This window comes from Gemmatimonadaceae bacterium (genome assembly GCA_035533015.1).
In the GTDB taxonomy this organism is placed as follows: domain Bacteria; phylum Gemmatimonadota; class Gemmatimonadetes; order Gemmatimonadales; family Gemmatimonadaceae; genus JAGWRI01.
In genome coordinates this window covers 238,689-252,820 of the sequence record DATLUQ010000051.1, presented here as the reverse complement: position 1 = coordinate 252,820, position 14,132 = coordinate 238,689, and the positions used below count along the sequence as shown (strand labels likewise).

Genomic DNA, 14,132 nt, shown 5'->3' with positions numbered 1-14,132 from the left:
GTGCGCGCCCCCGTCCGGCTCCTCCTCGCGTCCCTGCTGGCGTTCGCCGCGCCGGCCCTCGCGCAGCGCGATGCCGGCGTGCACGTGTCCATCCAACCGGACCACGGATCCTTGGCCCCGATGGTCTCGGCGTCCGGCGTGCTCGATGACCCGCAGTTCCAGGAGCTGATGAAGAACGGGTTTCCCGTCCAGCTGCACTTCCGGCTGGAACTGTGGCGCACCGGCGGACTGTTCAACGAACTGGAGCGGTCCACGTCCTGGGACATGTTCGTGCAGTATGACCCCGACCCGTATCAGTCGGCGTACCGCGTTCTTCGTCGCAACGGCAAATTGCGCGAAGATTTCGGAGCGCTCCCCTCGCTCGCCTCGGCGCAGGCCATCCTCGCGCGTCCGTACCGCGTGTCGCTGGCGCCGGCCCGGGCCGGCACGAAGTACTACTACAACGTGGTGCTCGATGTCGAGTCGCTGAGCGCCAGCGATCTGAGCGAACTGCAGCGCTGGCTGCACGGCGACCTGCAACCCGCGGTACGGGGACGGGCCAATCCGCTGTCGGCGTTGAAGAATGGCATCGGACGCCTGTTGTCGCGCGTGCTCGGCGGCGCCAAGCGCAGTTACGAGGCCACGTCCCCCACCTTCGTCGCGCCCCGCCGGTAGCGCCTAGGCGCCTCACGCCGGCAGACTGGCCCCGCGGTGCTCGAGCCGCTCGAGTTGGTGCAGCACGGCATCGCCGTAGAAGGTACGGATGTAATGCGCCTGGATCGGCGTGAGCCGCCGCACGGCCCAGCTCAGATGCACGAAATGCGGCTCCATGGGGCGGGTGTGCGGATGCATGCCGATTTCTTCCGGCATGCGATTGCCCTTGCGTGTGTTGCAGGGGCTGCACGCCGCCACCACGTTGGTCCACTCGTTCGTGCCGCCTCGCGACAACGGAATGAGGTGGTCCCGGGTGAGCGATTCGCGCGGCTTGAGTTCAGTCACGTGCCGACCGCAGTACTGGCACCGGTAGTGATCGCGCGCGAACAGGAACGTGTTGGTCACCTGCCGGCGGAAGCGCCGTGGCACGTGGATGAACTTGGTGAGACGAATGACGACCGGGCGCGGCATCGTCAGCCGTTCGGACCGCACAACGCGGTCGGTCTCGGCCTCGACGATCTCGGCCTTGCCGTCGATCACCAACCGCAGCGCCCGTTTGAGCGGCACCATGGTGAGCGGTTCGAACGAGGCGTTGAGCGCCAGACAGCCGACGATCACCCGTGCCTCCCGGACCGGGCGCGACCCCCCAGCCGGCACCGCCGCCTACACATGCGCCACCCCCGCAACGGCGGGCTCCGGCACCATGGTCAGCCAGCCGTGCCGGTCGGAAATCCGCCCGTGCACGGTGTCGAGATAGTCCTGCTGCAGCATTGCCGTGATCGGCCCCCGCTTGCCGTCGGCGATCGGCACGCGGTCGACGCTGCGGATGGGTGTGACCTCCACCGCCGTGCCGCAGAAGAACAGCTCGTCGGCCACGTACAGGAACTCGCGCGGCAGCAGCTGCTCGCGCACCTCGATGCCTCGATCGTGCGCGAACTGCAGAAGCGCGTCGCGGGTGATCCCCGGCAGGATCGCGGCGCCGAGCGGCGCCGTGTAGAGCACGCCGTCGCGCACCGCGAACAGGTTCTCGCCGCTCCCCTCCGACACGAACCCGAAGGAGTCGAGCATGATGCCTTCGGCGTAGTTGTCGGCCTTGGCCTCCATCTTGGACAGCTGGGAATTCAGGTAGTTTCCGCCGGCCTTTGCCATCGTCGGGAACGTGTCGGGCGCCGCCCGGCGCCAGCTCGACACGCGGGTATCCACGCCGGTCTCGAGCCCGTCCTGACCGAGGTACGGGCCCCAGTGCCATGCGATGATGAATACCTCGGTTGGCGCTGTGTTGGAGTGCACGCCCATCTGTTCGCCCGTCCTGATGACCACGGGTCGGATGTAGCACTCCCGGAGGTCGTTGGCCGCGACGGTATCGAGGCACGCCTGCACCAACTCGTCCAACGAGTACTTGATGGGGATCCGATAGATCTTGCAGGAGTCGATGAGCCGCCGCATGTGCTCGCGGGCACGGAACACGGCCCCGCCGCCCGGCGTCTCGTAGGCGCGCATCCCCTCGAAGACGCTCGATCCGTACTGGACGACGTGGCTGATCACGTGGATCGTCGCGTCCTCCCAGTTCACGAGTCGACCGTCGCGCCAGATCTTGGACGTGCGGCCGCTCTTCGGCTGCGCCATGGGCTTGCTCCTTGAAAGCAGGGTATTATCAATCTTAAGTGGGGAGCCGCGCCCCCCGCCAGCGGATGTTCCCCGCTACTCGCGCCCAGCCTGCCATTGCTGCAGCAGGTTGGCGGTGTGCTGGACACGGCCGGCCAGCGCCGGGTCGCCGTGCGCCACGGCCCCGTTCTGCACGAGGACCTTGCCCGCGACGGCCACGAGCGATGCCGGCACCCCATTCAACGCGAACACGATCGCGCTCTCGACGTCGTGCGTTGGCCCGAACCGCCCGTCGAGTGGGAAGGCCGCCAGGTCCGCCGCCTTGCCCGGCTCCAGCGACCCCACCTCGGCGTCGAGGCCGAGGGCGCGGGCACCGTCGATCGTGGCCAGCCGCAGGGCCCGCGCCGCCGGCATCACGTCGGGGCGCCGCACGCGCGCACGCTGCTGCAACGCGGCCAGCCGGGCCTCGCCGAGGATGTCCATGCGATTGTTGGCGGCCACCGAATCGGACCCCAGCCCCACCGAGACGCCGGCGCTGAGGAAGTCCGTGAGCGGGGCCACACCATGACCCAGCTTGGCATTGGACGCTGGACAGTGGGCCACGGAACTCCCCGACGCGGCGATCGCGTGCACATCCACGGCATCGGCGTGCACGCAATGGATGAGGAGCGGTTGAGCGTCGAGCACGCGGAGGCCGCGCAGCAATTGGATGGGACTGCGAGCGCGTCCCTCGACGCGGATGCCGCGCTTGATGAGTGCGTCGGCGAACTCCCCCCGTCCCTCGACCACCAACTGCTGTTCGGCTTCGCTCTCCGCGATGTGAATGGCCATCGGCAATCCGGCCTGGCTGGCGTACCGCGCCACCGCAGCGAACAGCCGGTCGCTGACCGTATACGGAGCGTGCGGGGACACGCCGACGCTCACCAGCGGCGTTTGCCGTCTCTGCAGTGCGGCCACCCTGGCTTTGAGTTCCTCCAGGACCTCATCGCACGCCACGGGCGCGGGCCCGAACACCTCCTGGTACACGATGCCGCGCACGCCGCGTTCGAGCATCGCGTCGAACGCCGCCCCCGACTCGCAGGTGTCGCCGTACGTGGTGATCCCAGCGGCCAGGCCTTCGTCGATCCCGAACCGCGCCCCGTCCACCAGCATGTCGCGGGTCAGGACTTCGCGGCGGGCGAGGGTGAGACGGAGGATCCACGACCGGAAGTCGAGGTCCTCCAGGAACCCGCGCATCGACGTCAGCTCGAGATGGCAATGAGCATTTACTAATCCCGGCAGGAGAGCGGCGTCGCCCAGGTCCACGTCGTCGCCCGCCGGCGCGCCGGCGCGCCGGCCGACGTACACGATGCGGCCGTCGGCCACGGCCACCGTGCCGTCGCGCACGGGTGGCATGGTGATCGGGAGCACCCACGCCGCGTGGTACCGCCTCACCACAGTCGGCCGCCGCCGCCCGGCTTCCGTTTGGGTGGGATGTAGAACGGATTCGTCGTGTCCGGGATGGTCAGCTTCCGGGGCACCAATACCGCGGGCGTCGTATCGGGCTTGAGCACGATGCCGTGGGCGGTATGTACGTCGCACGGCCGCGTGGGTTCCGTGCCCGCGATGTAGACCTCGGACATGACGTCGGCCGGCGGGCAATACTGAGTGCGCAGCATGTTGGTGGTGAAGTCGATGTCCCGCGACACGATCCCTTCGGGCCGCGGCCAATCGGGCGGGGCCGGTTTGCGACGATACACCTCGTTCATGAACGCCGTCCAGGCAGGCGCCGCGAGCAGCCCACCCTGGGCGTTCGCCTTGATCTTGGCCGGTTTGTCGAGCCCGATCCAGAGCCCCGCCACCAGATCCGACGTGTAGCCGATGAACCAGACGTCCGCACCGTCGTTGGTCGTGCCCGTCTTGCCGCCGGCCGGCAAGTGGAAGTACTGCCCCACCGACCCCGCCGCCGACCCCTGGGTCACGACGTCCTTCATCATGTCCACCATGATCCACGCCTGTTGCGGCGTGAGGATGGTCGTGAGCTGCGGCGCCTGCTGCCAGAGCACTTTGCCCGCGGCGTTTTCGACGCGCGTGATGCCGATCGGCGCGGCGCGGGTGCCCAGCGTGGCGAAGGTGCTATAGGCAGCGATCAACTCAAGGGGATAGACGTCGGCGGCCCCGATGTGGATGGAGGGATAGGGCGGGATCGGCGTCGTGATGCCGAATTTTCGCGCCTCGTCGATCACGTTCTGTTCGCCAAGCTCCATGCCGATGCGGATGGCCGGCACATTGCGCGACTGGTAGAACGCGCGCCGCATGGTCATGCGACCTTCGAATTTGAGGTCGAAGTTCTGCGGCGTCCAATCCGTCCCGTCCACCTGCGGCACGGCGAGCGGCTCGTCATCCACCAGATACGAGGGCGGCATCCCCGCCTGCACGGCCGTGGAATACACGATCGGCTTGAACGTCGACCCCGGCTGGCGCAGCGCTTGGGTGGCGCGATTGAACTTGGAATCGTCGAAATCGCGCCCGCCGACCATGGCGAGCACCGCCCCGGTGCGCGGATCCATGGCCACGAACGCCCCCTGCAGATACGGCGAGTTCGCGTCGGTCCGCGCCTCCCCCTCGCCCGCGCGCGCCAGGTACTGCTCGAACGTGGGATGCCGGTACGGCCCGTAGCGCCCCGCCTCGATCGCCCGCAGCTGCGTTTCCAGTGCGCGTTCGGCGGCCGACTGGAGTTCCAGGTCAAGGGTGGTGTAGACCTTGAGCCCCTGCTCGTAGAGGCGCTGGCCGAACCGGGCATCGAGTTGCTGCCGCACCCACTCGATGAAGTAGGGAGCGATGTCCCCCGATTCGGCTCGCCCGGCCAGATCGAGCGGATAGGCCCGCGCCATGCTGGCGTCGGCGGCGTCCACGAGCCCATCCTGTTGCATCAACTCGATGATGGTATTGCGCCGCTGCACCGCCCGATCGGGAAAACGCCTCGGGTCATATCGGCTCGGCGCCTTGGGCAGGGCGGCGAGCGTCGCCGCTTCGGCAAGGTTCAGGTCGCGCACCGACTTGCCGAAGTACCGCTGCGAGGCGGTCTCCACACCGTGGGCGCCGTTGCCCAGGTAGATCTGGTTCAGGTACAACTCCAGGATCTTGTCCTTGGAGTAGTGGCGTTCGATGGCCAGCGCGACCTTGGTCTCCTTGAGCTTGCGGATGAGCGACTTCTCGCGGGTGATCCGTTCGGGAAACACGTTGCGCGCCAGTTGCATCGTGATCGTGGAGAAGCCCTGCGCGTAACCGCCGCTCCGCAGGTTGCGCAGCCCGGCCCCCACCATGCGGATGAAGTCGATGCCGTGGTGCGAGTAGAATCGCTTGTCCTCGGTGGCGAGGAAGGCATCCCGCACGACCATCGGAATATCGGCCAATTTGACGAGCGTGCGGCGCTCCAATCCCAGTTCGGTGATGAACTGGCCGTCGGCGGCGTACACCTTGGACGTCTGGCGCGGTGTGTAGGCCTCGAGCACGCTCACCGACGGGCAGCGGCCGGCGTCGCACACCAGCGCCCAGCTGGACGTCGCGACCCCGGCCGCGAAGCACGTCGCGAACACGCCGGCGATCAGGGCGCGGCGGGTCAGCACCGGGTGCCGTTTGCGGAAGCGTTGAAGTGGCAGCTGCACGATGGGCAGGAAGCTAACGGCTGGGCGCGCCGCGCACCAACGCGGCGCGTGTGACTTTGTCTCTATACGCCTCTATAATTGGGGATGCCTTCGCACCCCCTGCTCGACGAGCTCCAGTGGCGCGGGCTCCTCTACCAGCACACCGACGGTCTGGCCGACGCGTTGCACGCGGGCGTCGTCTCCGGCTACGCGGGGTTTGACCCCACGGCGGCCAGCCTCCACGTGGGCAATCTGATCCCCGTGATGGGGCTCGTGCACCTGCAGCGAGCCGGCCACCGGCCGGTGGTACTCGTGGGCGGGGGCACCGGCCTCATCGGCGACCCCAGCGGCCGGTCGACCGAACGGCAGCTCGCGTCGGCGGCCGAGGTCGAGGCGAATGCCCGCGCCATCCGAGACCAGCTGGCGCGGTTCATGGATTTCGAGGGCCGGCACGCCGCGATCATGCGCAACAACGCCGACTGGCTCACCAAGCTCGGCGCCATCGAGTTCATGCGCGACGTGGGCAAGCATTTCACGGTGAACTACATGCTCCAGAAGGAGTCGGTGAAGACCCGCCTCGAGGGCGGCATCTCGTACACCGAGTTCTCGTACATGCTGCTCCAGGCTTACGACTTCCTGGAGTTGTGGCGCCGCGACGGCGTCACCCTGCAGCTCGGCGGCAGCGACCAGTGGGGAAACATCACGGCCGGCATCGAACTCATTCACCGCGCGGAGGGCACCGGCGCACACGGGCACGCCCTCACCCTGCCGCTCGTGACCACCGCCGGCGGCGCCAAGTTCGGCAAGAGCGAGACGGGCGCCGTGTGGCTCGACGCCCGCCTCACCTCTCCCTACCGTTTCTACCAGTACTGGATCAACACCGACGACCGCGACGCGGGGAAATACCTGCGCTACTTCACCCTGCTGTCGCGCGACGAGATCGAGGCGTTCGATCGCGCCGTGGCCGAGCATCCGGAACAGCGGAACGCGCAGCGCGCGCTGGCACGCGAGATGACACGCCGCCTGCATGGCGAGGCGGCGCTCGCCGCCGCTGAAGAGGTGTCGGGGTTCTATTTCGGCGGGCTGGATCCGGCGTCGCTATCGGCGGGTGCGCTGGCGCAGTTGAGCACCGACGCGCCCTTCACCCAGGTGCGGGAGGCCGACGTGGCGGGCGAGACGCCCGGGCAGCTCGACGTGTGCAAGCTGCTCACCGCGGCAGGCATCGCCAGCTCCAACGGCGCCGCGCGGCGGTTGCTCGAGCAGGGCGGCGTATCAGTGAACAAGCGCAAACTGGCCGCGTCGGAGCGCTATGTCGACACGATCGGCGTGCTGCTGACCGGCCGCCACGTGATCCTGGGCAAGGGCAAGCGTGAGTACGCGCTGGTGCGCATCCTGGTCTGACCACCGGTTAGTGGGCGCCGATCACGTCGAGCGCGCGCGTGACGTCGTCGTCGCTGTTGAAGGCGTGGATGGCCAGGCGCATGGCGCCCTCGCGCTGCGAGTGCGCGATGCCGGCCTCGCGCAGCCGCTGGCTCGTGGCCTCCGGGTCGGGAGGGGCCACGCACACGATACCGGCGCGATGGGCCGGATCGGCGGGCGTCACCAACCCCATGTCCGGGCGGCGACCGGCCCACGCCACCACGCGGTCGGCCAGCCGCCGCACGTGGGCGGCGACCGCCTCGGGGCCCAACTCGAGCAGCAACTCGAGACTCGCATTCATGCCCGCAAAATCCTGAAACGGGACGGTGACGAACTCGAACCGACGCGCGTCGTCGCGCCAGGTCATGTCGTAGTCGAGCAAATTGCGGAAGTCATCGGAGCCCTTTACCGCCATCCAGCTCACGAACGGAGGGTCGAGGTGCGGCACGAGGTCCTGTCGCACATAGGTGAACCCGGCCCCCCACGGCGAGAGCAGCCACTTCTGGGCGCCACACGCGAGAATCGCCGGCTGTACCTCGCGCACATCCAACGGAACCACGCCCAGCCCCTGGATGGCATCCACCACCAGGTGCACGCCGCGCTCGCGGCAGCGGCGGCCCAGCGCCGCCAGATCCACGCGGTAGCCCGTGGCGAACCCGACCCACGAGACCGCCACGACTTTCACGGCCGGATCGTCGACCGCATCTATAAGTCTCTGCTCATCACACACGCCGTCGCGTAGCGGGATCACCCGCACCGTGGCCCCTCGCTTCGGCGCCAGCGCCAGCCACGGATACATATTGGCCGGGAACTCACCGTCGGGCACCACCACGACGTCGCCGGGCCCAAGCGGCAGCGCCGCGGCGGCCATGTTGATGCCGTAGCTCGTGTTCACGGCGAGCGCGATCTCCTCCTGGGTGGAGTGGATCAGCCGCGCGACCAGCGCGCGGGACCGGGCCAGCGTCTCGAACAGGAGCGGGTCCGGCATCCGATGCGGCTCGTGCCGCAGATCGGTGAAGGCCCCGACCGCCCGCACGGTGCGCCGCGGCAGCGGCCCTGTGGAGGCGCTGTTCAGGAACACCGCGCCCGCCGCATCCATCCACGGAAATTCCTGGGCGCGCAGCGCCGCGACGTCGTAGCTCATGTCTGGGGAACCTCCGCCGCGCGGCCCGCCGTCGCGAGGCCTCGCGGATCGAGGGCGTCGCGCAGGGCGTCGCCCAACAGGTTGAATGCCAGCACGGTGATGGCGATCGCCACCCCCGGCGCTACCGACGTCCAGGGCGCATGGCTGAGCTGTGCCAGGTCGCGACCGTCGGCGATCATGGCGCCCCAACTCGGCGTCGGCGGCTGCACGCCCAGCCCGAGAAACGACAGTGACGACTCGGCCATGATCGCGGCCGCGATGCCCAATGTGGCCGCGATCACCACCGGCGCGATCACGTTCGGGAGCACGTGGCGCACGATCACCCGCCCGTCGGGCGCACCCAGCGCCCGCGACGCCTGCACGAACTCCAGTTCGCGCACCACCAGCACCTGCCCGCGCACCAACCGCGCCATCGCCGCCCACCCTACGAAACCGATGGTGAGAAACACGATCGCCAACGACGGCTGCAGCGCCGCCACCAGCGCGATCAGCAGGAGCAGCGTCGGAAAGGCCAGTGTCACGTCGGCCAGCCGCATCACCATCTCATCCACCCACCGGCCGTAGTAGCCGGCGGCGAGCCCCAGCGCGAGCCCCAGCGACAGGGCAATGACCTGCGACCCCACGCCCACGGAGAGCGAGATGCGCGCCCCGTACACGAGCCGGGCCCATACGTCGCGCCCCTGCACGTCGGTACCCAGCCAGTGCGAGCCGCTCGGCGGCAGCAGTTGCGCGCGCAGATCGATCGCCAGCGGGTCGTGTCGGGCCACCAACGGCGCCGCAACGGCAGCGAACGCGAGGAGCGCGATCACGCCCACCGCGAACCAGGCACGCGGATCACGACGCAGGACGGCGCGCGGACGCGTGCTCACGATGGGTCGCCCAGTGCGGCTGGCGTGCCGGGCCGCTGGTGCTTCCAGCGGCGGTGATGCCAGAAGTATTGCTCCGGGACGCGGCGTACCCACCGCTCGAGCACGGCCGTATAGGCCGCCACCATGGCGTCGACGTCGGCGTCACGGTCGCCCGTGCGCACCGTGTGCACCGGCTCGAAGCTGATCGCGAACCGTCCGCTCGGCTGGCGGATGGCCGCACCGAACACCATCGGCGTGTCCAGACGCAGGGCGAACACCGCCGGACCACGCGGAGTCTTGGCCATGCGTCCGAAAAAGGGCACCCAGGTGGACGCGAGTCCCACGGCACCCTGGTCGAACAGGAACGCCACGGCCCGTCCGGCCCGCAGCGCGCGCGGCACCTGCCGCACCGCGTCGGCGTCGTGCACCACGTGCATTCCGATACGCTCGCGCGTGCGCGTGAGATAGGCGTCGAACAACGGGTTCTGCATGCCGCGGGCCACCGCATCGAGCGGCACGCCGCGGGCGGCAAGATATGCCCCGCCCAGCTCCCAGTTCCCGATGTGGCCGGTGAGCAGGATGAGGCCACGCCCATGCGCGCGCGCCGCGTCGACCGCCGCCCAATTGTCGACGCGCTCGAACAGGCCAAGCACCTGCTCGCGGGAATACGATGGCAGCACGGCCGTTTCGATGAACGTGCGCCCGAGGCTCTCGTACGCGCCCCGCGCCACGGCGGCCACGCGCGCCGCGTTCCATTCGGGAAATGCCGCCCGGAGCTGGCGCTCCACCACGGGACGGCGCATGCCGAGTGGCCGGTAGCCGAGCGCGCCGAGCCGGGCACCCACGGCGCTGGCGCGCCGGAACCCCAGCAGATCGAGCGTACCCACGGCACCCCGCAGCGCGGCATACTGGGCGCGGTGCGACAGGGTAGGCTGGCGGATCGCCGCGTCGGTCATTCGTCGGCGGCGACGACCAGGCCGACCGGCGTGGACGCGCGTTCGTCGCGGAACTGCAGCGAGTGGAGGCGGTGGTACGCGCCCTGCAGGGCCAGCAGTTCCGCGTGCGTGCCGCGCTCCACGATGCGTCCGCGGTCGAGTACCAGGATCTGGCTGGCGTGGGTGATCGTCGACAGCCGATGCGCGATGACGAATACCGTACGGCCGGCGAGCAGGCGGTCGATCGCTTCCTGCACCAACCGCTCGGACTCGGTATCCAGCGCCGAGGTCGCTTCGTCGAGAATCAGGACGGGCGGGTCGGTGAGCAGCGCGCGCGCGATCGCGATGCGCTGCCGCTGACCACCGGAGAGCCGCGTTCCGCGCTCGCCGAGGACCGTGGCGTACCCCTGTGGCAGCTCGGTGATGAAACCGTGGGCGTTGGCGGCTCGGGCCGCCGCCTCGACCTCGGCATCGGTGTAACGGTCCCCGGCGCCGTAGGCGATGTTGCGCCGCACCGTATCGTTGAACAGCACGGTATCCTGGCTCACGATGCCCGTCAGCGTGCGCAGCGACCGGAGCGTGATCGCGCGCGTGTCCGCGCCGTCGAGCAGGATGCGTCCACTCCCCGGCTCGTAGAAGCGCGGGATGAGGTCCACGAGTGTGCTCTTTCCCGCCCCACTTGGCCCCACGAGCGCGACAATCGCGCCCTTGTGCGCCGAGAAGCTGATGTCGGTGAGCACCGGCTCGTGGTCGTAGGCGAACGTGACGTGCTCGAACGTGATGCGGTCGCGGAACTCGAGCACCTGTACGGTGCCCTTGTCGGTCGCCAGTTCGGTGGGTTGGTCGAGCACGCCGAACAGGCGCTCGGCGGCTGCCATGGACTGCTGCGCCGTGGTCGGCATCTGCGACAGTTGCTTGAGCGGCGGGAGCAGCTGCATCACCATGATCATGAAGGTGATGAGCGTTGCGCCGTCGATCGACGGACTGGGCGCCAGGGCTGCCCTGGCGCCGATCCAGAGAATGACCACGGCCACGCACGTACCGATGACCTCGGTGAGCGGTTGCGACAGCACCGCCGTACGTGCGACCCGCACCATGCCGGTGGCGTACCGATGGTTGGCCTCGGTGAACCGCATGTCCTCATATGGCTCGGCGCCGAACGATTTGACGAGCCGGATGCCGCTCACGACTTCCTGGAGCACGCTCGTGATCTCGCCGTAGTCGTTCCGCAGCCGGCGGTAGGAGTGGCGCAGCTTCCGGAGGATCGGTTGCAGCGCCAGGGTGAGCAGCGGGGCGACCACCAGCGACAGCACCGTGAGTTTCACGGAGATCGCGAGGAGGAACACCACCATGGCAACGATCGTCGCTGCGTTCTGGATGCTCTTGGTGACGATCTCCGTGATCAGCGCCTTGGTCTGCTCGGTGTCGGAGAGAACCTTGGAGATCACCTGCCCCGTTTTCGTCCGCTGGAAGTATCCGAGGGGCAGCCGCTGCAGGTGATTGAACACCCGATCGCGGAGGTCACGGGTGACCAGCTCCTGCAGCGATGCCCCCCACTGCCCGGCCAGCCACACGAACCCGTTCTTCACGACGACCACCACGACGATCACGGCCATCATCGCTTCCAGCGACGACAGCGGCCGGCTGGGATCGAGGAACGCACCGAGCAGCCAATTCTGCAGTGGCGCCAACCGGCTCGTCGGCAGGATGTACTGCGGTTTGCCGAAGATCGCGTTCAGGAATGGGATCAGCAGCGTGAGTGAGAACGCGCTCAGCGCCGCCGCGACCACGCTGGCCCCGATAGTTCCCGCCATGCGCCACCAGTGCGGGCGCAAGAAACCGAGGAGTCGCCGGTACAGGGACATCAGCGGCGCGGCGTGAGCAGGGACACCGGCAGGATGCACTCTTCGGGCGTCACGCCGCCGTGTAGGAACGAGCCGCGGTAGCGGCTCTGGTACTCGCGAAGCTTGGTGGGATACACGAAGAAGCAGTCGCCGGTGGCGAGCAGCGTGTTGGCCCCGAGGCCGCGCCGAGGCAACTTGAGCGCGTCCTCGCGCCGGAAGAGCAGCGCCTGTTCCGGATGCTCGGCGCGCAGATCCTCGCCGAATTTGTAGCGCAGGTGTGGCGTCGCGTCTCGCTTGGCGAACACCGTGGCCGGCGTGTTGCAGTGGATGGATCCGTGATCGCTGGTCAGCAGCACCTTGAGCCCACGGCGCGCCGCCTCTTTGAGCACGGCGAGAAGTGGCGACCGGAGGAACCACTGGTGCGTGAGTTGGCGCAGCGCAATCTCGTCGCGGGCCACTTCATAGAGGATCGCCGACTCGGACCGGCCATGCGTGAGCAGGTCGATGAAGTTGAACACGAAGGCGCTGATCCCGTCCGGCCCGACGGCGTTCGACAGCCGGCGTTCCAGGTCGTTGGCGTCGAGCGTCGTGTTGATCTTCTCGTAGCGCACCGGCACGGGCTTGTGCAGGTCGTTCAGGTGCGCCTCGAGCAACTCGCGCTCGTGCGCATTGAGCGACTCGTCGTCACGCTCGCCCCACCACTGCGGAAACCGGGCCTCGATCTCAACAGGAAACAGCCCGCTGAACAACGCATTCCGCGCGAACGGCGTCGCCGTCGGGAGCACCGAGAAGTAGTGGGTCGTCTCGACCTCGAACAACTGGGCGATGATCGGCTCGATCACCTTCCACTGATCCAACCGCAGGCAGTCCACGACCACATAGAGCACGCCGCGATCGCGCTCCAGTACCGGCAGCACGAACTCCGAGACGATGTCGATGCTCAGCGGCGGGCGGTCGCCGTCTAGCTGGGTCAGCCAGTCGGGATAGGCGCGCTGCATATAATGCGCGAACTCACGCCTGAAGTCGGGATACAGCCCGCGCAGCGAATCGTAGAGCCCGGCCTCCCCGGCCGCGGCAAGATCCAGATCCCACTGCGTGAGTTCCAGGTACCGGTCGATCCAGCCCCTCCAGTCGAGCACGCGCAACGACTCCGTCTGCAGCTCGCGGAATCGGTCCACGAACCGGCGGGCGAGAGCCTGGTGCCTGATGCGCGGTCCCTCGACGAGCCGCGTGACCAGCGCATACACCTGCCGCGGCGTCACCGGCTTGACCAGGTATTCGGTCATGTCGGCGCCGAGCGCTTCGTTGAGCGTCTCGTCCTCTTCGCTCTTGGTGACCATCACGATGGCCACGTTGGGATCGATTTCGCGGAGCTCGCGGTAGGCCTCGATGCCGCGCTTGCCCGGCATCTGCTCATCAAGCAAGACAAGATCGAATGTCCGGCGCCGCACCATCTCCGCGGCGTCGTCTGCGTTGCTCGCCGTCTCAACGTGAAACCCTTTGTCCCGCAAGAACATGCGGTGCGGTTCCAGCAGCTCCGCCTCGTCGTCCACCCAGAGGACGGATTTCGCCTGGTGCGCCATGTGTGCGGAATGTAGCCGTCCGAAAATGAGCGAGCAACGGAGTCATCATCGTCGCTGGCAATGCCGGTGATCACGCCGCAGATTGACCCCGTGCTCGCCGCCCTTCCCCCTTACGCCGTCATCCCGCCGGCCTTTCCCTATCCCGCGCTCGCCGCCCTGGCCGGGCGTGCACCGCTCGGCGGGGCGCGCGAAGCAATCCTGGCCTGTTTCATGGGGGCGCGTCTGGCCCGCGATGCCATGGACACAACGGGTGGCGCGGTTCCACCGTCGTTGCGTCAGGCCCGCGCCCAGGGGGCGCGGGCCTGGCTCAACGCGCTGGCCGTGCCGGCTGGCGTCAGGGCGACGGTGGCCAAACTCATTGACGCGAGCACCACGGACGACCCCGCGAGTATGCGAGCCCCGCTCATGTCGGTGATCGCCGTCACCGCGAGTTACCTCGATTCGGCATCACGTTCAGAACTGGATCGTCTGGCGCAAGCTCTTGCGGGATAACGC

12 protein-coding genes are annotated in these 14,132 nt (G+C 68.3%); 3 read left to right on the top strand and 9 right to left on the bottom strand.

The genetic code is table 11. From position 1 onward, the window contains the following. The gene (locus VNF92_11015) at nt 1-654 is read left to right on the top strand and encodes a hypothetical protein (GenBank protein ID HVA58413.1); all 654 of its coding nucleotides are present in this window, start codon (nt 1-3) and stop codon (nt 652-654) included. Nucleotides 655-666: 12 nt separating this feature from the next. On the opposite strand, the gene VNF92_11010 is transcribed toward VNF92_11015, so the two are convergent. The 4 genes from VNF92_11010 to VNF92_10995 all read right to left on the bottom strand — a co-directional run bounded on the left by VNF92_11010 (nt 667) and on the right by VNF92_10995 (nt 5,885). Next, the gene (locus tag VNF92_11010) at nt 667-1,251 is read right to left on the bottom strand and encodes an HNH endonuclease (protein ID HVA58412.1); all 585 of its coding nucleotides are present in this window, start codon (nt 1,249-1,251) and stop codon (nt 667-669) included. 45 nt (nt 1,252-1,296) lie between these two features. Further along, nucleotides 1,297-2,259 (bottom strand): branched-chain amino acid transaminase, encoded by a 963-nt coding sequence (locus VNF92_11005; GenBank protein HVA58411.1) that lies wholly within the window; start codon nt 2,257-2,259, stop codon nt 1,297-1,299. Nucleotides 2,260-2,334: 75 nt separating this feature from the next. After that, on the bottom strand, nt 2,335-3,672 hold the full coding sequence (locus VNF92_11000) for an amidohydrolase family protein (protein ID HVA58410.1): 1,338 nt from the start codon (nt 3,670-3,672) through the stop codon (nt 2,335-2,337). Beyond that, entirely contained in the window at nt 3,669-5,885 is a 2,217-nt protein-coding gene (locus VNF92_10995) for a PBP1A family penicillin-binding protein (protein ID HVA58409.1), read from the bottom strand. Before VNF92_10995 ends, VNF92_11000 begins: the two co-directional genes overlap by 4 nt. 84 nt (nt 5,886-5,969) lie before the next feature. Between VNF92_10995 and tyrS the strand changes: the two genes are divergently transcribed. Then, nucleotides 5,970-7,265, top strand: a complete 1,296-nt coding sequence (gene tyrS / locus VNF92_10990) for a tyrosine--tRNA ligase (GenBank protein HVA58408.1) — start codon at nt 5,970-5,972, stop codon at nt 7,263-7,265. A 7-nt stretch (nt 7,266-7,272) separates the two neighbouring features. Here the strand turns inward: tyrS and VNF92_10985 are convergent, their stop codons facing one another. The 5 genes from VNF92_10985 to VNF92_10965 are packed head-to-tail and all read right to left on the bottom strand — an operon-like array spanning nt 7,273 to nt 13,637. Continuing rightward, complete coding sequence (locus VNF92_10985) at nt 7,273-8,427, bottom strand: aminotransferase class V-fold PLP-dependent enzyme (GenBank protein HVA58407.1); 1,155 nt, start codon at nt 8,425-8,427, stop codon at nt 7,273-7,275. Then, entirely contained in the window at nt 8,424-9,296 is an 873-nt protein-coding gene (locus VNF92_10980; protein ID HVA58406.1) for an ABC transporter permease, read from the bottom strand. The genes VNF92_10985 and VNF92_10980 overlap by 4 nt, the downstream gene beginning before the upstream one ends. Then, nucleotides 9,293-10,231 (bottom strand): lysophospholipid acyltransferase family protein, encoded by a 939-nt coding sequence (locus VNF92_10975; protein ID HVA58405.1) that lies wholly within the window; start codon nt 10,229-10,231, stop codon nt 9,293-9,295. The genes VNF92_10980 and VNF92_10975 overlap by 4 nt, the downstream gene beginning before the upstream one ends. Continuing rightward, nucleotides 10,228-12,024 (bottom strand): ABC transporter transmembrane domain-containing protein, encoded by a 1,797-nt coding sequence (locus VNF92_10970; GenBank protein HVA58404.1) that lies wholly within the window; start codon nt 12,022-12,024, stop codon nt 10,228-10,230. Before VNF92_10970 ends, VNF92_10975 begins: the two co-directional genes overlap by 4 nt. 50 nt (nt 12,025-12,074) lie before the next feature. Then, nucleotides 12,075-13,637: a response regulator gene (locus tag VNF92_10965; GenBank protein ID HVA58403.1), complete on the bottom strand. Its 1,563-nt coding sequence runs from the start codon at nt 13,635-13,637 to the stop codon at nt 12,075-12,077. A gap of 60 nt (nt 13,638-13,697) precedes the next feature. On the opposite strand from VNF92_10965, the gene VNF92_10960 reads away from it, so the two are divergent. Then, nucleotides 13,698-14,129, top strand: coding sequence for a hypothetical protein (locus VNF92_10960; protein HVA58402.1), 432 nt, complete (start codon nt 13,698-13,700; stop codon nt 14,127-14,129). The last annotated feature ends 3 nt before the right edge of the window (nt 14,130-14,132 follow it).

Bases quoted from the DNA above. Each gene is read 5' to 3' on its own strand.
- VNF92_10960 (HVA58402.1), top strand. From the start codon at position 13,698: ATGCCGGTGATCACGCCGCAGATTGACCCCGTGCTCGCCGCCCTTCCC.
- VNF92_11005 (HVA58411.1), bottom strand. From the start codon at position 2,259: ATGGCGCAGCCGAAGAGCGGCCGCACGTCCAAGATCTGGCGCGACGGT.
- VNF92_10965 (HVA58403.1), bottom strand. From the start codon at position 13,637: ATGGCGCACCAGGCGAAATCCGTCCTCTGGGTGGACGACGAGGCGGAG.
- VNF92_10985 (HVA58407.1), bottom strand. From the start codon at position 8,427: ATGAGCTACGACGTCGCGGCGCTGCGCGCCCAGGAATTTCCGTGGATG.
- VNF92_10975 (HVA58405.1), bottom strand. From the start codon at position 10,231: ATGACCGACGCGGCGATCCGCCAGCCTACCCTGTCGCACCGCGCCCAG.
- tyrS (HVA58408.1), top strand. From the start codon at position 5,970: ATGCCTTCGCACCCCCTGCTCGACGAGCTCCAGTGGCGCGGGCTCCTC.
- VNF92_10970 (HVA58404.1), bottom strand. From the start codon at position 12,024: ATGGCGGGAACTATCGGGGCCAGCGTGGTCGCGGCGGCGCTGAGCGCG.